Annotated in this window: 11 protein-coding genes; 7 read left to right on the top strand and 4 right to left on the bottom strand. The window is 33.0% G+C overall.

The genetic code is table 11. From position 1 onward, the window contains the following. The first annotated feature begins 849 nt into the window (after nt 1-849). Nucleotides 850-2,571: an iron uptake porin gene (locus tag OXU93_RS06035; protein ID WP_267383265.1), complete on the top strand. Its 1,722-nt coding sequence runs from the start codon at nt 850-852 to the stop codon at nt 2,569-2,571. 601 nt (nt 2,572-3,172) lie between these two features. Here the strand turns inward: OXU93_RS06035 and gatA are convergent. Both gatA and OXU93_RS06025 read right to left on the bottom strand, forming a co-directional pair. Next, nucleotides 3,173-4,621: an Asp-tRNA(Asn)/Glu-tRNA(Gln) amidotransferase subunit GatA gene (gene gatA / locus OXU93_RS06030; protein WP_267383264.1), complete on the bottom strand. Its 1,449-nt coding sequence runs from the start codon at nt 4,619-4,621 to the stop codon at nt 3,173-3,175. Nucleotides 4,622-5,794: 1,173 nt separating this feature from the next. Continuing rightward, on the bottom strand, nt 5,795-7,189 hold the full coding sequence (locus OXU93_RS06025; RefSeq protein ID WP_267383262.1) for a TldD/PmbA family protein: 1,395 nt from the start codon (nt 7,187-7,189) through the stop codon (nt 5,795-5,797). A gap of 395 nt (nt 7,190-7,584) precedes the next feature. Between OXU93_RS06025 and selD the strand changes: the two genes are divergently transcribed. After that, nucleotides 7,585-9,849: a selenide, water dikinase SelD gene (gene selD / locus OXU93_RS06020; RefSeq protein ID WP_267383261.1), complete on the top strand. Its 2,265-nt coding sequence runs from the start codon at nt 7,585-7,587 to the stop codon at nt 9,847-9,849. A gap of 387 nt (nt 9,850-10,236) precedes the next feature. Here the strand turns inward: selD and trmH are convergent, their stop codons facing one another. Beyond that, entirely contained in the window at nt 10,237-10,911 is a 675-nt protein-coding gene (trmH, locus tag OXU93_RS06015; protein WP_416378763.1) for a tRNA (guanosine(18)-2'-O)-methyltransferase TrmH, read from the bottom strand. A gap of 151 nt (nt 10,912-11,062) precedes the next feature. On the opposite strand from trmH, the gene OXU93_RS06010 reads away from it, so the two are divergent. The 3 genes from OXU93_RS06010 (at nt 11,063) to OXU93_RS06000 (ending at nt 15,630) form a co-directional block, all read left to right on the top strand. Next, entirely contained in the window at nt 11,063-12,205 is a 1,143-nt protein-coding gene (locus OXU93_RS06010) for a CO2 hydration protein (RefSeq protein WP_267383257.1), read from the top strand. Nucleotides 12,206-12,982: 777 nt separating this feature from the next. Further along, a complete protein-coding gene (gene glyQ, locus OXU93_RS06005; protein ID WP_267383256.1) occupies nt 12,983-13,855 on the top strand; it encodes a glycine--tRNA ligase subunit alpha in 873 nt (290 codons plus the stop codon). A gap of 962 nt (nt 13,856-14,817) precedes the next feature. Next, on the top strand, nt 14,818-15,630 hold the full coding sequence (locus OXU93_RS06000; protein WP_267383255.1) for a phytoene/squalene synthase family protein: 813 nt from the start codon (nt 14,818-14,820) through the stop codon (nt 15,628-15,630). 291 nt (nt 15,631-15,921) lie between these two features. On the opposite strand, the gene ruvB is transcribed toward OXU93_RS06000, so the two are convergent. Further along, nucleotides 15,922-16,998 (bottom strand): Holliday junction branch migration DNA helicase RuvB, encoded by a 1,077-nt coding sequence (gene ruvB, locus OXU93_RS05995; protein ID WP_324126994.1) that lies wholly within the window; start codon nt 16,996-16,998, stop codon nt 15,922-15,924. A gap of 498 nt (nt 16,999-17,496) precedes the next feature. Here ruvB and OXU93_RS05990 point away from each other — a divergent pair, with 498 nt between their 5' ends. Both OXU93_RS05990 and OXU93_RS05985 read left to right on the top strand, forming a co-directional pair. Next, nucleotides 17,497-18,231: an ABC transporter ATP-binding protein gene (locus OXU93_RS05990; RefSeq protein ID WP_267383254.1), complete on the top strand. Its 735-nt coding sequence runs from the start codon at nt 17,497-17,499 to the stop codon at nt 18,229-18,231. 1,216 nt (nt 18,232-19,447) lie between these two features. Then, nucleotides 19,448-20,170: a pyridoxine 5'-phosphate synthase gene (locus OXU93_RS05985; RefSeq protein WP_267383253.1), complete on the top strand. Its 723-nt coding sequence runs from the start codon at nt 19,448-19,450 to the stop codon at nt 20,168-20,170. The last annotated feature ends 1 nt before the right edge of the window (nt 20,171 follow it).

Here is a 20,171-nt window from a genome sequence, read left to right as displayed (position 1 = left end):
ACAGACTTTATCAAGATAAATATTATTTGTAACAACTTAGCTGTTTGGCATAAAACAAAAATATATGTTGTCGATGACTAACTAATAATAAAAGTAAAAAATATTTTTTATTGATATAGAGAATTTAAAATTAGTTGCCAAAAAAACTGTGTTTGACATTTTAATTATTACTATATAGAAGTAACATTTATAATATTTATCTGTTAACAATTAATCAGTATTATTTTTTGAATAAAGTTCAACATTTGAAGTTCTTAGGAGTCGGTTAATATATCGACTTATATCAAAGTATTTAACAAGAATTAATAAGCTATCCTGTGGTAAACTCATTACCGTAAGTGCTGATGTTCATTTATGTAAATTTTTTTTCACCAAACTAATATCAACTCTACCAAAAATAGTGAATATTTACTGCTTAGTAGATATTCATCGTCATTATCTTGATGATTATTTTTTGGGTATAAATAGAAAATGAGCAACAGAAAAATAATATAAATAACTAATCATTAACATTAACTCTCTGGTTTCTGATGTAACTCTAGCCGATAGTTATTATTTAGCCGACTCAGTTAGTAGATTATAAAAATTCCGTGAAATAGGTAAAGAGTATGCGTCAATATTAGTACTGCCAGTTCAATTAAAACAGCCTCTGATCCCCGTATAGAGACATGTCTACTATCACTTCTATTCTAGTTGAATTTAGTTTTTCAAGGAGTATGTAGTCAGAACAGACAACAAAACCATAGAGTTTATCCAACTAGATACATATAATATATTCACTATTTTCGATAAAACATAGTACAATAACGGCCATTGTTAATAAATTTGGTGTGAGAGTTAATTTAAACAATGTTAAAAGTCCGATATATACTTCAATTTCCTCTATTTATCCTAGGAATCATGATGATTGTCTCATCTAATTCCCGAGCTTTATCTTTCCCTAAGTTGCCTGACAATAACTTGAGACTACAACAATCAAGAGATGGTTTTTTAGATAGAATTGGCAGCCGTCGGCAATCACAAATAATCAATGTTTCAGAGCTAAAAAATGGACTTTTAGATGAAACTAGTGATCATCATCAATCACAAAATATAGTCAATGTTTCAAGTTTGCAAGATATTTCTCCCACAGAATGGTCTTATGAAGGATTACGGAGTTTAGTGGAGCGCTATGGTTGCATTGCCGGATTTCCGGATCGCACTTTTAGAGGAGACCGCACTCTATCCCGTCATGAATTTAGTGCTGCGCTCAATACCTGTTTAAGTACCATGGAAAGGTTATTACAGGAAAATGCTGGGATTCTACGAGAAGATATAGAAAAACTCAAAAAAATAGCGTACGAGTTTGAAGGAGAAATAAAATCCCTGGGATCACGAGCTGGCAATTTAGAGTCACGGGTAGCATTTTCTGAAAATCATCAATTCTCCACCACTACAAGTCTCACTGGAGAAATGATTATGGGATTAGCTGGGATCACCAGTGGAGAAAAAGAGGAAGGGACTAAAGATATCTTTAAGGTGAATAACATAGGGTATCGGGGACGAATCAAATTAAACACCACTTTTGATGGCAATGACTCACTCTATATCCGTTTCACTGCAGGGACTACACCATCTTATTCTGACATTACAGATACATTTGAGGGAAAATTAAGTTTTACACACCCTTATGAGAGTGATTTAGCTATACAATTAATTATTTATGATTTTGCAATCGCAGAAAATGTACGAATGTTTGTTGAACCCGTTGGAGGGGCTTTCGATGACTTCGTTCCCACGGTAAACTTCCTTGATGGAGATGCGGCATCTGGTGCACTATCTGCATTCGGTACTCGTAACCCCCTTTATTATATGCCTGGGGGACCAGGTATTGGTTTACGAGGGCAGCTTTTTGAAGTATTTGAATGGAGTGGAGGTTATTTAGCTGACAAAGGTGCTAATCCTGATTTAGGTGCGGGGATGTTTAATGGTCCTTATGGTGTGATGGGACAATTAGCCTATGAACCAAATGACAATTTTAAAATAGCCTTTACCTATTTACATGGATATAACAATCTTGATTCAGGAACTGGTAGTCGTCGTGCCAATTTCCAAAGCTTTATTGAAGAAGAGTTTGATGCCTCTGTTAAGACAATTAACAATTCCTACAGGATGGAGTTTAGTTGGCATGTTTTTGATCAATTTGTCCTAGGCGGCTGGGGAGGTTTTACTACAACTAAAACTTTAGGATCAATTGATTTAGGGGGAGATTTAGAGCCTATAAATAGAGGAAATATAGATATTTGGAATTGGGCAGTAACTTTAGCTTTTCCTGATGCTATTGTTGAGGGAGATACCGCTGGAATTATTATTGGAATGGAACCCTGGGTTTCTAAATCTAATATTGTATTGCCTAACGGGTTAAGAAATAATGACCGCGATAGTTCTTTTCACCTGGAAGCAATTTATAAATATCCCATTAGTGACAACATTGCAATTACTCCTGGGCTCACTATTATAACCTCCCCAGATTATGATAATAGTAACAATACCCTGGTCATTGGAACAATTCGCACAACTTTCACTTTCTAATTAATGAAAATCGTCTCTTCACACTAATTTTTATTGCAAATAAAAACTCCAAGTAAAATTAAAAATTGAATTGTCATCTTACAGCCAGTAACAATTATTACACTGAGCTAGCTCAGTGTAATAATTGTTACTGGCATTTTCAAAGTCTTATCTTAGAACAACTATGAACTTTGAGTTCTTAACAACTAATCTAGTATTAATATTAATAATACCGAATTAAGCTCAGCTAATATCAAGTAACTTTTTGTTATTCTAAATTTATTAGATTCAAAATAATCACCATACCTGTTCTTTTTTGCTAACCGGATGTTATATTTTATATCTCTTTTTGTTCGAAATTATTCTGCTTTTTAAGTTTTTTAACTTATGTATTTTCTTAGGATATCATTCTAGAATCAATTTTCACAACCTACTATCAATATAACTAGCAAAATATCCTAATAACTTAATCACAATCTTTAAAAATTAAATTTTGCTTATTAAGTCCACAAAATACTTATCCAAGAGAAAGTATTTTCTAAATAACTATTTTTATATTTATCGATTAAGGCAATAAATTAATAATACGTATTCTATGTTTTTATAAAAAATCAATTATTTATTATCTCAATGTTGTTTTTTGACTATACCAACTAGTGGCTTGTTCATAAGCATAACCGACTTTGAACAGTTTTCCCTCTTCTAAGACATTTCCAATTAACTGTAATCCAACTGGTAAACCACTCTTGTCGAACCCGCAAGGAATACTCATTCCTGGAAGTCCGGCTAGATTAACAGGAATTGTCATTAAATCAGACAGATACATACTCAGGGGATCATCAATTTTTTCACCTGCTTTAAATGCTGTAGTAGGAGACGTAGGACAGACTAAAACATCAACAGTTTCAAAAGCTTTATCAAAATCGCGTTTAATTAAAGTACGAACTTTTTGTGCTTTCAAATAAAAATCATCATAGTAACCTGCAGACAATGCATAAGTCCCAATCATAATGCGTCTTTTAACTTCGGGACCCAAGCCTTTGGCACGGGTTTTAGTATACATTTCTAAAAGATTTTCTGCTTGTTCTCGAATACCGTATCTAACTGCATCGTAACGGGCTAAATTAGCTGACGCTTCCGAAGGTGCAATAATATAATAGGCAGGTAGACCATAACGAAAATGAGGACAGGAAACTATGTTAACTTTTGCACCTAATACTTTTAATTGATCAATAGCGTTATTAAAGGTTTGAGTAACTACAGGATCTAACCCTTCTTCAAGAGTTTCTTCGATAATACCAACTGTCAACCCTTTTAAACTAGTCTTCAGAAAAGTAGTGTAATCCGGAATAGGAACATTAAGACTAGTAGAATCGTTAGCATCGTGTCCGGCGATCGCCCCTAATAAAATTGCAGCATCTTCAACGCTTCTCGACAATGGACCGATTTGATCTAAGGATGATCCATAGGCAACTAAACCAAACCTTGAGACTAATCCATAAGTTGGCTTTAATCCGACGACACCACAAAAAGAGGCTGGCTGGCGAATAGATCCTCCCGTATCCGAGCCCAAAGCAACAACGCACTCATTAGCCGCTACTGCCGCTGCGGACCCGCCAGAGGACCCTCCTGGGACCCGCTCGAGATCCCAGGGGTTAGCAGTTACTTGATAACTGGAGTTTTCTGTAGAACTTCCCATAGCAAACTCATCTAAGTTAGTTTTCCCTACCATAACTGCCCCAATTTTCTGTAATTTTCGGGTAACAGTAGATTCGTATGGAGGAATAAAATTTTCTAATATTCTTGAAGCACAAGTAGTAGGAACACCTATAGTGCAAAGATTATCCTTAATGCCTATAGGGATACCTGCTAACAGTCCTATTTCTTCTTTGGCAGCGATTCTCCTATCTACTTCCTTAGCAGTTTCTAAAGCGCGCTTGGTAGTAATACAGAGAAAACTTTTGATCTTAGGTTCTACTACCTTGATATGTTCTAATACTTCTATGGTAATTTCGACAGCAGAACGTTCTTTGTTAATTAATTGTTTATGTAATTCGCGGATAGATGCCATAGATATAACCTGTGTGCTTTGGATGGGATAACTAAACACTCCCATAGTCCAGATGATGATAGCATCTTATGCTATCACCTTTTAGAGAGTGAGTCATTAACAATTTATATTTAAAAGAATAGATTAATGATAAGTCTAGATTATTCAATAAGTCTAGCTAAGTTTATATTATAACAAATGGTATTTTAAGGTAACACGACTCAGACTAGTTTATGGCAAACAGAATTCTCTATGGAGAATTCTGTTTTCTTTCTTTCTTAATTTTTTATTTTGAATTGTAGTATGATACACTTCGCCTTTCAATTATCTAAAAAAACTAATTGCTATCTTTTTTATACTACGACTTAAAATTTTCTACCTGGCTGTTATTTTAGCATTTTAAATTAGATATACTTACTTTTGTTTAACAACGACATAACTTTGTATACATAATTAATTTTTAAGCTCTTCAAGACCCCACTTAGAGAAACTTTATTTACTTAGAGGATATCTACTGCTGCCTTAGTTTTTACAGCATATTGATTACTTCTCATTTAATAATGAATAATCTTAAAATATAAGTCTTTTACCAGAGCGAACATATGATAGTTGATTAACTATCATAATCTTTATAAAATTTTAAAAAAATATGAAACTATATTCTTTTGAAATTTTAAATTATTGCTTGCCTTAGTTTCAGATTAAAATAATAGATAGCTATTAAATTTTTGTATTGGCTTTATCCACATTGCTTATTTTGGTAAAAACAAGCAATGTATTTGATGTATTTATTATCCAAAAATTTCATATTTAAAATTTGGAAATTATCTATACAACATATTTTTTGAACAAATATATAGAAATCATAGGTCCATACTTATATAATTACTTTGTCTATAGAATATATATCCAATTATTATTTTTTCTTGAGTTTGATTTGTTAGATTATTATCAATTAAAATTTAGACTCTTGCTAGTAGTATACTGATAATAGTTAATAATTTATGAAAATCATACTAGAAAGCACAAATAAAACTTATAGTAATTAATCTTCATTGAAAAAATAAACGAATAAAATGCTAATACCCCACATAGAATTAGCTATAAAACCATTTGACAATAACACATGTTTAAATTATCTCTGTGGAATATTTTCAAGACATTATAGTCTTAGATGAATTAATATGATAAATATCAAGTTATTTCTCCCCCTACCATAACTTCTTTAATCCGTAGACTTGGTCCACCACAACCAACAGCTAGCCCACTTTGTCCTCCTTTCCCACAACCTCCTGATTCATCCCAATAAAAATCATCCCCGATCGCTTCGATACTACTTAATGTTTTGAATACATTCCCTGATAAAGTTACATCTCTGATAGGTTCAGCCAGCTTTCCATTCCGGATCATCCAAGCTTCCCCTGCACTAAAAGTAAACATTTCTCCATTTGTCATTCCCCCTAACCAATTTTTGGCATAAATTCCCTCTCGAATATCCATAAATAAATCTTCTACCGGAGTTTCTCCTCGTTCGATCCAAGTATTTGTCATTCGTACTAAAGGAGGATAACGATAGTTCAAACAACGAGCATTTCCAGTAGGCCGTTCATTTAATTTTCCAGCAGTTTCCCGTGAGTGTAATCGTCCTACTAAAACCCCATTGTGAATTAATTGAGTGCTAGTTGAGGGAACTCCTTCATCATCATAGAAATAACTCCCCCTGTGTCCTTGAGGCGCAGCCCCATCAAAAATTTGTAAAATTTCAGGTCCAAATTGTCTACCCATACTCATTAACTCTAAGAGCTTGGGATTGTCGTATAACATGTCTGCCTCAGAAAGGTGGCCAAATGCCTCATGAACAAACAAACCTGTAAGAACTGGGTCTATCACAACTGTATAGTTATTTCCTTTCACAGAGGGCAAAACTAAAGCATTTAATGCACGTTGAGCTGCTCCCTCTATCTGTTTTTCTAAGCCTATCAAATCTTCATATCCCTGACGGGACCCTATAGTCTCCCGTCCTGTTTGTAAGATTTCACCATTTCTAGCCGTTGCTGAAAACCGCATTTCTAAATCTGCCCAAGACTGTTCAATTAATGTTCCTTCAGAAGTAGCTAGGAGAATATGTTGGGTATTGTCCTTATAGCGAACTGAGGTGGTCGTAATTTTGTCACTCAAACTAAGGAGGATGGTATTGTAATGATCACACAGAACTTTTTTTTGTACTAAAGGGACCTGACGAGGGTCAGTGCCGGTTAAAGGTAATTGGCAATTAACTTGGACTGGTTCAATAGAAGCTAACTGAGTTGCTCCACAGCCCACAAAACGTGCTAAGGTGACCACCTCTTCTACTTGCTGGCTTAGAGTTGATAATTCATTAAAAGTAGCGAAACCCCATCCCCCTCTGTAACAAGCTCTGACTTGACCTCCACTGATAATACCTTCACTCAGAGTATCTATTTTATGCCCTCGCAATGTAATATTCGTCTCTTCGGAGTATTCAACTCGAATTGCTAAAAAATCAACGCAATTGCGGTAACGGTAGATAATTTCTGTTAGTAGATTTTTGTAAGTGGCAATCTCAGTCATAGGAGAAGCTGTAGTTAATTCTAAATCATGTTTATTGTAATTTAAAATATATATACTATAGCTCCGCTTTTTTATAAGTGTTAACTTACAATATCATTAAACTTTAGTTTTTTTAGAATTATTTTATAATAATAAAAAATGTAGACTTACAGACTAATTAATAGTTTAACAATAATTTAAATTATAAGGATAGAAATGAAATACTATTCCTTGTTATATTACAGTGATATGTATTAGTTTCTCTTTTTAGCAAATCTTCTAACCTATATATGTTTAAGTTAGCCTACTTATCCTCTAACACATACTAGATATTCTCTTTTAGAGAAAAAATAAGATAAGTTAGATAGATATAGTTACCAAAATTTTTATATAAATTAGTTTTTATCCAAAACAGAATGATGCAATCAAAACCAATCCCAATTACTCATGATTTAGTCCTAATTGGGGGGGGGCACAGTCATGCAATAACATTAAAATTATGGGGAATGAAACCAATTCCTGGAGTACGACTCACTTTAATTTCAGATACCTCTCATGCCCCCTATTCAGGAATGTTACCAGGTCATATAGCTGGCTTTTACAGTTTTGATGAAACTCATATTGATCTGCGTTGTCTTGCTCGGTTTTCTCGAGCTCAATTTTATCTTGATAAAGCAATCAATTTAGATTTAGTTAATAATAAAGTAATTTGTGCTAATCATCCACCAGTAGATTTTGACTACTTATCTATCGATATTGGAAGTACCCCAAAAACAGTTAATATTCCTGGTGCTTCTCAACATGTAATTGCTGTTAAACCTGTTCAAAAGTTTTTAATAGTTTGGAATAAATTAGTTAAAATGGTTACCAGCGAGCCTCACAAACAATATTCTATCGGTATTATTGGTGGTGGTGCAGGAGGCGTTGAGTTAGCTTTGAATATACACAGTCGTTTAACTAAAATTTTACAAAAATTCAATCAACCTTTATCTAAAATAAGAATTAATCTATTTCATCAAGGAGAAACTTTACTGATTAATCATAATTATTGGGTTAGTCAGAGATCAAAAACTATTTTACAAAAAAGAAAAATAAAATTATTTCTTAATGAGAAGGTAGTAGAAGTAACATCCGACAATTCTAATAATTATAAAGTTCATTGTAATAAAGGTTTAACTGTTGACTGTGATTTTATCTTCTGTGTAACTCAGGCATCAGCACCTAGTTGGGTTAAAAATTGTGGATTAAAAACTGATGATAGAGGATTTATCTTAGTTAATAAGAACTTACAATCCGTTTCCCACACCAATATATTTGCAGCTGGTGATATTGCTACAATTCAAGATACCTCTTATCCCAAAGCGGGGGTTTTTGCCGTTCGACAAGGAAAACCTTTATTTACAAACTTACAGAAAGCTATTTTAAGAAAACCTTTAATATCTTATAGACCTCAAAAACATTTTTTAAGTCTAATTGGAATGGGAAATAAAAGAGCGATCGCCTCTTGGGGTTATTTAGGATGGGAATCTCCTATTTTATGGCATTGGAAAAATTATATTGATCAGCGATTTATACGACAGTTTCAACAATATTCTTTACAGAATAATAATCAAGTTATTCCTTTTAATAAAATAGACTCAACAAGAAGTAGTTTTAGCCCTTGTTCTGGATGTGGATCAAAAGTAGGAAATTCTATTTTAGAAAAAGTTTTAGCTCGTTTGGAAATAAGACAAAATGAAAATATTTTAATTGGGTTAAGTAAGCCTGATGATGCAGCAATAATACTTTTAAAAAATAAAAATTTACTAGTGCAAACTATTGATTTTTTTTCAACACTAATTAATGACCCTTTTATATTTGGACAGATTACTGCTCATCATTGTCTAAGTGATATTTTTGCGATGGGTGCGATTCCTCATAGTGTTTTAGCAGTTGTTACTCTTCCTTATGGATTAGAAAAAAAACTAGAAGAAACTCTATATCAATTACTTTCTGGAATTATTAAAGTTTTAAATAAATCTCAAATTTCTTTGATTGGTGGTCATACGATAGAATCGTCAGAACTTGCCTTGGGATTATCATGTAATGGTTTTATATCTTCAGATAGTAGCCTAAAAAAAAGTGGTATGAGTTCAGAAAATAAATTAATTTTAACTAAAGGGATTGGGACAGGTACTTTATTTGCAGCTGAGATGAATTATCAAGTCAAAGGACGATGGATCGATAATGCTGTCGAGTCTATGTTACTTTCAAACGAAAAAGCAGTAAAAATTTTCTTAAAATTTGGAGCAACAGCATGTACAGATATAACTGGTTTTGGATTGCTAGGACATATAGTAGAAATGATTAAAGCCTCTAAAGTCTCGGTTAGTCTAGACTTAGAAAATATTGCATTACTAGAAGGGGCATTACAAACAACAAAACAGGGAACTACTAGCTCTTTATACCCTCAAAATTTACAAGCAAGTTGTTATATTTTTAATGAAGAAGAAGCTAAGCATAAAAATAAATTTCCATTACTGTTTGATCCCCAAACTTCCGGAGGACTACTTGCTTCAATCCCCTCAGATAAGGCTGATAAATGCCTATCTGATCTAATTCAATCAGGATTTAAAGATAGCTGTATTATAGGCAAAGTTTTAGAAGAAAATGTCACTCATCCTTTTGTTATAGTCAATTAAGATAACAGTTATTATACTTATACTCTTGAGGTGTTGATATTTTTTGTGTCTGGGAATAATTTACGACAAAAATAATTAGTTAATTTTAATGAAATCTTTTTTAAGATTAACATCACAATAACCATAAAATTTTTTCTGAAATTACTAAATTTTCTAACTCTATTTGTAGAAAAATGAAAATTATTAGATTTTAAAAGATTAATTATTCTACTGAAATAAAAAATGTCTAAACTCTAATCAGAACATTTTTTTATTATCTATGTCAAGGTAATTTAGTTTTTTAAGTATTCTTATTTTTGAGGATATATCTAGAGATAATAATTTTGCTAGCTATCCATAACAAGAATTATTTTAACGGTAAAATAATAATTAGAATTCGTTGATATACTATTTCTTAGGATAATTTTCTTTAATTTCTCCATTTTCTCCCAAAGTAGGATAGGATTTCCCTTCTTGGCGGCAGACTCGTGCCATCTCAGGATAACCCCATTCAAATAAAATCTGATCATATCTTCTAGAATCTAGACGGATACTGTCATATATTCTTGCTGCTAATCGTTGACGTTGAGCTTCAAATAAAATTACTGCAGCGGCCACAGACACGTTTAAAGATTGCACCATTCCCAACATGGGTATAATAATATGCTCATCGGCCAGTTGGGCTGCTTCTTGAGTAACTCCCCATTTTTCTGATCCAAAAACAATGGCACTAGGCCGAGTATAGTCTATCTGGCGATAGTCTATGGATTTGGAACTAAAATGAGCGGCATAGACCTTAAAATTTCGTTTTTTAAGGTGACTTATTGCTGTTTTGATATCAGGATGAGTGTTTAAAAAAATCCATTTTTCGCTCCCTTGAGATACCTGAGAAAAAGTGGGTAATTTTGCCGTAACATTAACACTATGTACTTCTAAAATCCCTACGGCGTCGCAAGTGCGTATAATAGCAGATAAATTATGAGGCTTATGGACATCCTCGGTCAGGACGGTCAAATCCGGTTGCCGTCGGTCTAAAACTTGTTTTAATCGATGGTATCGTTTAGGAATCACATCTCCGATCATATAACAATATGTACCATTGATGCGGATAAATTAATACGCAAGGTGAGATACCTGAACTTTTTTATATATAACTATAGAGGGTAATTACTTTTCTGTGATTATTAAATTAAATACTCAAGTAAATGCTCAATAAAAAGTTGATAAGTGTATTATGGTCGTTAACCAACTAGAACCTTCTTTCCATCCTCTTGCTGAGTATATCTATCGTCTAGAACAAGGGGAAGCGCTTATCAAAAACTCTCCTAACAATGTCCTTGAAGTGGTAGGTATTTTAAAGAGTTATGGCATGATATTAGATATTTATTCCCGTAATTTAATTTACATTGCTGAAAAGCAACTTTTCATTATATTTCCCTTTTTTAAGTATTTTAATGGTGAGATTTCGTTCCAGAAATTATTTCACCATTGGGGTCATGCTCGGATTAATTTCGAGTATGCTGAATATTGTATGAAATCTATGATGTGGCATGGAGGAGGAGAATTAGATAGATATTTAGATACACTGGAGTTTAAAAAGACTGTTCAACGGATTATTCAAGCTAAGCTTAAAAATAATTTTTTAATGTTAGCTCTAGATAAAGTTTTCCCTCAATTTTTTCCTGAACAGATAAGAATGATGGCCTATCATATTGCTCTTGGACAATTTTGGCAGGTCATGGCTGGTATATTTTTATCTCTTTCTGAGAGCTATGATAAAGACAAAATTAAGTCAATTTCACAAGTAGTTAAACATATCTCAGATAAGTTAGTTGAAAATGCTAATAAACCGATTATTTACCAAGTAATTATCTTTAATAAGAGCTACGATATTATTCCTAAATCTGTTGGATTAACCTTTTTATCTGACACGGCAGTTCCCTACATAGAAGCCATTTTCCTTCGAGGGACTCCCTTTTTAGGGACTATTTCCTACAATGCACAAGCTTATCAAATCCCCCAAGAACAAAGTTTATTTACTTACGGTGCTTTATACGCAGATCCCCTCTCCGTGGGATGTGCAGGAATACCACCAACTTTACTTATGCAGGATATGATACATTACTTGCCAAACTACCTCTATCAATTTTACCAAAAAAGTGTTCGTCAAGAAGATGACTTATTAGTAAAAATTTGTAATACTTTTCAAAAATCTATGTTTTGTGTAATGACAGCTGCTATAAAAGAGTTAGCACCCCATTCCTTAAATACAACTAAAGTTGAGCAAAAAAAAGAGAATAGAGTTTATTTAGAAGCATGGATGGATAGGCTGTTAACCTCTCGCTTAGTAATAGCTAATCAAGAATTAGAACCTTAAATTTTTATATCAAAATATATCCTATTCCCAATAACACCATAAGTCAACTTTCCTAAGTATTGATTGCTAAATACTATCAACAATTTGATTTTTATAAAAGGCTTTTATTTTAATAAATATTACTAATTATAGCAAGTTATATATAATACTTTAAATCAATTAATTTTAAAACATTAAACTGTGATTTTATATTGGTTATTATCTTGAGACTAATAACAATCAGTTTAATCCATTTTATTAATATGTTGTTTATGACAAGTTCTTAATATGATATGATAATGATAAGCAACAAGACTGTCGTTAAATTCGAAGCCAATTATGGAAATGGTTCCTTATAATATTTAATATTTATTGATTTACTTTCTTACATTAGTTTGTTTCATATTTATATATTTTTTATCTTCAATTTAATTGAGATAAATGTATGAACAATTACATCAGCTGGAAATTTTTACCAAAAGATTAAAATCAGCAATATATCCACTGATTAAAGTTTTTAAGTAACTTATTAGTACGTTGGATAAATAACCTATCAAGGTAACTGACAATTAACTTGAACAGGTTCAATAGATGCTAATTAAGTCGCCTCACATCCCACCCCACAAAAAAGGAAGAAACATTACCCATTTTGGGTTTATCATACTTGCTTCAGTACTTTACTATTACGAATAGTAATTAACATAACTCAAGAGCGCTCTTGAAAATGTAATGGTTAGGATGTCAGAATAGACATTGGGCGATTTATTGAAATTTACTTTGGGGCGCGAGGATATTTAGGTGTCGATTAACTTTCAAAAAATCATTACTAAATTACACGAGTTTTGGGGCGATTACGGATGCTTGATAACTCAACCCTACGACACAGAGAAAGGAGCAGGAACTATGAGTCCTTATACTTTCTTACGGACAATAGGACCAGAACCTTGGGCAGTAGCCTATGTAGAACCTTGTCGTCGACCTACAGATGGACGCTATGGAGAAAATCCTAATCGTTTTCAGCACTATTTTCAATATCAAGTAATTATTAAACCATCACCCGACAATATTCAAGAAATTTATCTTGATTCCCTCAGAAAGTTAGGAATTTATCCTGAAGATCATGATATTCGTTTTGTCGAGGATAATTGGGAGTCTCCTACTCTAGGAGCCTGGGGCGTGGGTTGGGAAGTTTGGTTGGACGGTATGGAAATTACCCAGTTTACCTATTTTCAACAATGTGGAGGGATTGATTGTCGTCCTGTCTCTATCGAAATTACCTATGGGTTAGAACGGTTAGCCATGTATCTTCAAGATGTAGAAGCCATCATCAAAATTAAATGGAACGATCAGATAAGTTATGGTGATATTTTTCTCAAAAGTGAAGTAGAGCAGTGTACATACAATTTTGAAGCCTCCGATCCGGAATTATTATTCAAATTATTTGAACTATACGAACAGGAAGCAAAACAACTCCTTGAACGAAGTTTAGTGTCACCGAGTTTAGATTATATTCTTAAATGCTCCCATAGCTTTAATCTATTGGACTCACGGGGAGTTATCTCAGTAACTGAAAGAACTCGTTATATTGGACGCATTCGCTATTTAGCTAGAGAAGTTGCCAAATTATACTTACAACAAAGAAAGGAATTAGGATTTCCTCTAGCTAAATAGGATAGATAACAATTTCTAGTTTCTAATATGAAAGATCATTTACGATGTAAACACATCAGATCAGGATAACTTAGCAAGGCTCAAGTTGGATATTGATGAAAGAAAGCGTTAACGATGTCATGTTAAAAGTAGTGATTAGGATGGTTCAATTTCTATCTGTTACCTTAACGGGAAAACTTTTACGTGTGACTAGAAAAAAATGATGAATATATCTATGAGGTAGATTTTTATTTTTTAGTACAGTCATGGAATTTTGTGCAAACTCACAAACTAACAATAGGTGACCTTCAAGGATTAATGCTAGTTACTGCTTCATCAAAGGAATAAAAATTAATAGGACCCGATAATTGACTTGACCATCTTAGGTAGAATTATCTGTGGGGTATGGCTCTTTGAGCAGCACAAATTAATAACTAATCAGACTAATTATAATAATAATAGCTGAGGTAATTAGAAGAACAAATTGGCAAGAGTTTAACCGAAATATTATTTGAACTGTAATTATCGTTAGTCCTGTTATTGCAATTCTAAATAAAAATCAACGATGACACTCTGCTCAACTGCACCAATTCAGGAGATATATTTCTATAGAAACCACAATTATATTTTGATTAAGTCGGAGAATAGTTTTAATATCGAGAACCCCTTAATAGTTCGTCTCATCTTAGATAAGATTTATTTGTGCCGTGAGTGACGACTAAATCTTTAGGGCTCATTGACTTTTTGTTTGATTTAGAATGAAGAGCCATTGTCTACTCAAATCAGATGCAATTTATTCAAAACAAACATCTGTATTAAGGCAAATTTTACTTAGGCATAATACAATAGAGACCGTCTTTAAAATATCCGACATGTATAGATAGTAAATTTTCCTTTAGTTAGGAACTTCATAATAGTTTAGTTAGATCTCTCAAATAAGTAAGTCTATGCCATTGCCTAAATCGATGTGAGGAGTTGAATAAATGACTTTACGAAATAATGCCCTAAAAACTCTCAAAGAAACCAGTAGAACATTTTACATCCCTATTAGTCGTCTCCCAGATAGATTACAGGAGGCCGTCTCCTCTGCTTATTTATGTATGCGGGCTATTGATGAAGTAGAAGATCATCCTCAACTTGATAATTTTACGAAGGCTAAACTATTACGCCGCATGAGTCTCAATTTACAGTCAGGAACAGAAAACACTAAGATTGAGGATTTTTCAGCCGGATTAATCTCCCACAATGCTATTTTGCCTGATGTCAGCTTACGGGTAGGGGAATGGGCTTTATTAGCTCCTAACTCTATTGCTCCTCGTATTTGGGATGCTACAGCAGCAATGGCTGATCGTATGGCCTATTGGGCTGAAAATAATTGGACAATCCATACGAAAGCTAACTTAGATCAATATACTTTTAGTGTAGCTGGAGCAGTAGGGTTGCTTTTATCTGACTTGTGGACTTGGTATGATGGGACTCAAACTAATCGAACCTATGCTATTGGATTTGGTAGAGGGTTACAAGCAGTTAATATTATTCGTAATCACCGCGAAGATTTGCAACGTGGAGTTAATTTTCTGCCCCAAGGATGGTTGGAACAAGATATTCATCAATATGCTCGTTATAACCTTACATTAGCTGACTATTACACTAAGTCCTTGCCTCCAGGCCCAGCTTTAGATTTCTGTAAAATCCCGTTGGCATTAGCCTATGGAACTTTAGAAGTAATGGCTTTAGGCAAAAGAAAACTAAGCCGTAGTGATGTGATTGCTTTAGTCCAACAAGTAACAGGTTAGAATCATTAATTTAAAAAGTAGTGATTAAGTTGAAAAAATAATCTCTCTCCGAAGAGAGATTATTTTTTTAGTGATTAAATCGACAATCTATTTCAGCTTTTAAATCAACTGATGATAGATAAGTTAACAGTAACTCCAAAAGCTTTATCCTTACACATACAAAGATCTTTGAATCTTATAATCTTCATAAAGCAAGATTCTCAATTTTTTATTGTATTACTTTACTATGCCTATTATAGAAAAACTGACTAATTCAGAAGTTTTTATTAACTATTTATTAAAAATAGGTAACTATACCTCAGTTGTTTGTCCTAAATGTCGGTAGGCTCGGTCTGTAACGACTCTCCCTCTCAGGGTGCGACGAAGATAACCAATTTGTAGTAAATAGGGTTCATGAACTTCTTCAATAGTTTTTGAATCTTCTCCTGTAGCAGCCGCTATCGCTTCTAGCCCAATTGGACCTCCCTGAAATTGATTAATCATAGTTTCTAAGATTAAGCGATCCGTCCAATCAAGTCCTTGAATATCGACTTGATAAATATCTAAGGCTTCTGCTGCTAATTGTTTACTAATACAATCGAGTTTTTTAACTTGCATATAATCTCTAACTCGTCGTAATAAACGATTGGCAATTCTAGGAGTGCCTCGCGAACGATGAGCTATTTCTGCCGCTCCATCCGTGGTAATTTCCGTGTTCAGAATTTTGGCAGTCCGTGATACTATTAACGTCAATTCATGTGTTTTGTAGAATTGTAATCGTTGGATGAGCCCAAAGCGATCACGTAAGGGAAATGTTAGTGCCCCGATCTTAGTCGTTGCTCCAACTAAAGTAAACTTGGGCAGAGGGATAGAGCGAATTCTAGCAGCTTGTCCCTTTCCAAGAGTAATATCAAGGCGATAATCTTCCATTGCTGGGTAAAGTAATTCTTCAGTCAATCGGTTAAGACGATGAATTTCATCAACAAAGAGAATATCCCCTGGTTTAAGGTTAACTAGCAGTCCTGTAATATCCCTAGGACGCTCTAAAGCAGGAGCAGATGTGATTTTACAGTCAACTCCCATTTCTCTAGCTATAATCAAAGAAATAGTTGTTTTTCCTAGTCCGGGGGGTCCATACAAGAGCAAGTGGTCAAGAACGTCTTGTCTAGTTTTAGCGGCTCCTATTGCAATAGATAAAATCTTTTTAAGGTTTTCTTGTCCGATATAGTCAGCTAAACAACTAGGACGAAGTATCTCGTCTATGCTTTGTTTTTCTTGGTTTGTGGCTTTACCTGACAGTGCGATTGTAGAAGATGTGGAAGATTTCCTCTGTCTAGATGATGATTGAGAAACAGATAACTGAGAATTAGCTAGGCGTTGGACTGTCATTTGAACTAGTTAAGTTGTCAATGAATTATTCTTACTATATGGCTATTGAAAATAAAATAATGATAAGTTTCTTTTCGCTTATGGTAAACCAATTAGTTAGGTATGGAAATAAAAAAGATTTTAATTTATTATAATCTAACGACATATTTATCTAAAGACTGGATTTGAATGATATTTAATAAGAAAAGACATTTTAAATAACTTAAATCAATAGTCGTTTATTAGTAGTAAAAACTATGTATATGAACTAAATAATTAAAATATATAGTATAAGATAAATGGCAATTTATTTGTTAAGTATACAAAATAAATTGCTAAATAAATCAAAAATGTCATAATCAATATCTAACAGAAATACTCGAATTTGCTACAAGTTTTTACTTGATGAAAATTATCTCAACACAGTGATTGGTAACTATCTATCAAAAAATGTCTCATTCTTCTGATGTACGCCATAATACAAGACAAACATAATTTTAGATTAAAGCTTACTTAACAATGGACTCTAATAATCTATCGTTTCCCCGGAAAGTATTGAGGTACTCCAATAAGATTAATGAACAGAACTCTACCATTATCTACTTAGAAAAAATTTCTAAAATTTATGGTAGTGGCGGTGCCGCTGTCCATGCCCTCACAAACGTTAGTCTAACTATAAAAAAAGGAGAATCTTGTGCTATTATGGGTGCATCAGGCTCAGGAAAGTCGACTTTAATGAATATTATTGGCTGTCTGGATCGTCCTACTTCAGGTTATTATTATCTCGATAGTGTGAATATATCGGGACTGGGAGAAACACAATTAGCTGCCATTCGTAATAGCAAAATTGGTTTTGTTTTTCAGCAATTTCACCTTTTAACCCAGATGACAGCCTTGGAAAATGTCATCCTGCCAATGATTTATGCGGGAATTGCTACTCGAAAGCGGCGCGAGCGCGCTATTGTAGCTTTAGAAAAAGTAGGACTGAAAAATCGCCTTCACAATAAGCCTAATCAACTATCTGGAGGACAGCAACAACGGGTAGCTATAGCTCGAGCTATTGTTAATAATCCTTTGTTACTTCTGGCCGATGAACCGACAGGAGCTCTCGATTCCCAAACTACTCAAGAAATTCTGAAACTTTTTCAAGAACTCAATGATACTGGTATTACTCTAGTAATGGTGACTCACGAGTCTGAAGTAGCTAGTCACTGTCAACGGACTATTTGGTTTCGGGATGGGCAAATTTGTTAAAATTATTAGTAGAATGCAGGAAACATTTCTGTCTACAACAAAATTTGATAATTAAGTAAGGATAGTTTCATAGTTTCTACGAAAGTTAATAAATAACGATTCAGTTATATACCCATAAAAATAATCATACAAAAATAGTCAAACTAAGTTCACTAAATGGATAATTAATCGATTCCAAAATTAATTTATATAATTTCGTTTATTCGTTTAATTACATAGTGTTAAGAATTTTATTTACAATAACTTAGCAGTAATGATAAGCTTTTTTATAAAAAAATACATTATTTCAATGACTATTAAATGCTATATATTTAAGTAATTTTATACTATTTAAATATAAAAATAGTATAAAATTTGTCGTCTACTTTATATACTTTATAAATAAAAAATGAGTTTTTAAGAACAATATTTAACTTTAGTAATTCGAAATATTAATTTTATCAAGATTCGATATCAATTCTTTAAGTACATATTTTTTGTTTATCTTTTTTATCCAATTTATAAGAAATATGATAATAGTCAATACCAAACATACTAGTTTTTAACTATAATATAAATATTATCATAATTAATTCGTTGTTTCTGTAGTTGTATTATACGATATATAAGTTACTTTGAAGTATAGTTTTTAAACACTAACTAGCTTTATTTATTTCTAAGCTGGATAGCATATAATAGTTTTTGCAAAATTCAAGCTTTATTGCTTTAATTAGATGAATTGTTAACTTTTATCGTTTTTTTATAAGTCTGCCATTAAAAATTGAGTTTTTTTATTACATTAGTTATATAAATCTTTATAAAGTTATAAAATAAATAACTTATAGCTACATACTAAAAAAGTATGGCTTGAGTCTAGTGTTTGAGTATATAAATAGGTCAATATTTATTTTTTATTGCTGCTTAGCTCTACTGTTTTTTACAAAACGACCAAAAGCAAAAAATAATTTACTTATCTATTTTTAAATTTTAAACTCATATGATATTAATCAGATAGTTTACTAATTTATATTGAAATAATTCTAAGTTCTATTGTCGTATTGTTTCCCAAAAAATTATGGTCATTTACTTACTATACTGATGTCCTATTTTTATTACAATATTTTACATAAAAAATAAATTGATTTGATTATATCATTAACAGTAATAATGATAAGAAGTTCAGTTAGGATGGTAGATATTAGGATACGCATAAGTTTTAAAGACGAGGTTAAATTAATTGCTGACTCTCGGTGTAAATATCGATCATATAGCCACTATTCGCCAAGCAAGACGTACTGTAGAACCTAATCCCGTCGCTGCTGCCATTTTGGCAGAATTAGGAGGGGCAAATGGTATTACTACACATCTTCGAGAAGATCGTCGTCATATTCAAGAGATGGACGTACGGTTATTACGTAAAACCGTCCGCACTCATCTAAATTTAGAAATGGCTCCCACTGATGAAATGATTGTCATAGCTCTCGATATTAAACCAGATTACGTGACTTTAGTGCCCGAGAAGAGAGAAGAAGTAACTACCGAAGGAGGGTTAGATATTGTAAGAAATTATTATCGTCTAAAAGAAATTGTTGCCCATCTGCAAAGTGCAGACATTCCGGTGAGCTTGTTCATAGATGCACAAGAAAACCAGATTCAGGCATCAGCTGATATCAAAGCTCAATTTATTGAACTTCATACTGGTAAATATGCAGATGCTCCTAATGCTAGGATACGCGAAAGAGAGTTAGAATTTTTAAGACAAGGATGTGAACAAGCGTTAGACTTAGGATTACGGATAAATGCTGGTCATGGTTTAACCTACTGGAATATTTACCCTATTACTTGTTTACCAGGTATAGAGGAATTGAATATCGGCCATACTATTGTTAGTCGTGCAGTTTTAGTGGGGATGGAACGAGCAGTCCGAGAAATGAAACTAGCCATGAGAGGAGAATTCTAAA

This window comes from Cyanobacterium sp. uoEpiScrs1 (assembly GCF_947331815.1).
Taxonomy (GTDB): Bacteria; Cyanobacteriota; Cyanobacteriia; order Cyanobacteriales; family Microcystaceae; genus Rippkaea.
The sequence above is the reverse complement of the archived record's forward strand: the minus strand, read 5'-3'. Positions and strand labels throughout refer to the sequence as shown.

What these genes read in the sequence shown, in the direction of transcription:
- OXU93_RS06035 (WP_267383265.1), top strand. Translation starts at nt 850, where the DNA reads ATGTTAAAAGTCCGATATATACTTCAATTTCCTCTATTTATCCTAGGA.
- gatA (WP_267383264.1), bottom strand. Translation starts at nt 4,621, where the DNA reads ATGGCATCTATCCGCGAATTACATAAACAATTAATTAACAAAGAACGT.
- OXU93_RS06025 (WP_267383262.1), bottom strand. Translation starts at nt 7,189, where the DNA reads ATGACTGAGATTGCCACTTACAAAAATCTACTAACAGAAATTATCTAC.
- selD (WP_267383261.1), top strand. Translation starts at nt 7,585, where the DNA reads ATGATGCAATCAAAACCAATCCCAATTACTCATGATTTAGTCCTAATT.
- trmH (WP_416378763.1), bottom strand. Translation starts at nt 10,911, where the DNA reads ATGATCGGAGATGTGATTCCTAAACGATACCATCGATTAAAACAAGTT.
- OXU93_RS06010 (WP_267383257.1), top strand. Translation starts at nt 11,063, where the DNA reads ATGGTCGTTAACCAACTAGAACCTTCTTTCCATCCTCTTGCTGAGTAT.
- OXU93_RS06000 (WP_267383255.1), top strand. Translation starts at nt 14,818, where the DNA reads ATGACTTTACGAAATAATGCCCTAAAAACTCTCAAAGAAACCAGTAGA.
- ruvB (WP_324126994.1), bottom strand. Translation starts at nt 16,998, where the DNA reads ATGACAGTCCAACGCCTAGCTAATTCTCAGTTATCTGTTTCTCAATCA.
- OXU93_RS05990 (WP_267383254.1), top strand. Translation starts at nt 17,497, where the DNA reads ATGGACTCTAATAATCTATCGTTTCCCCGGAAAGTATTGAGGTACTCC.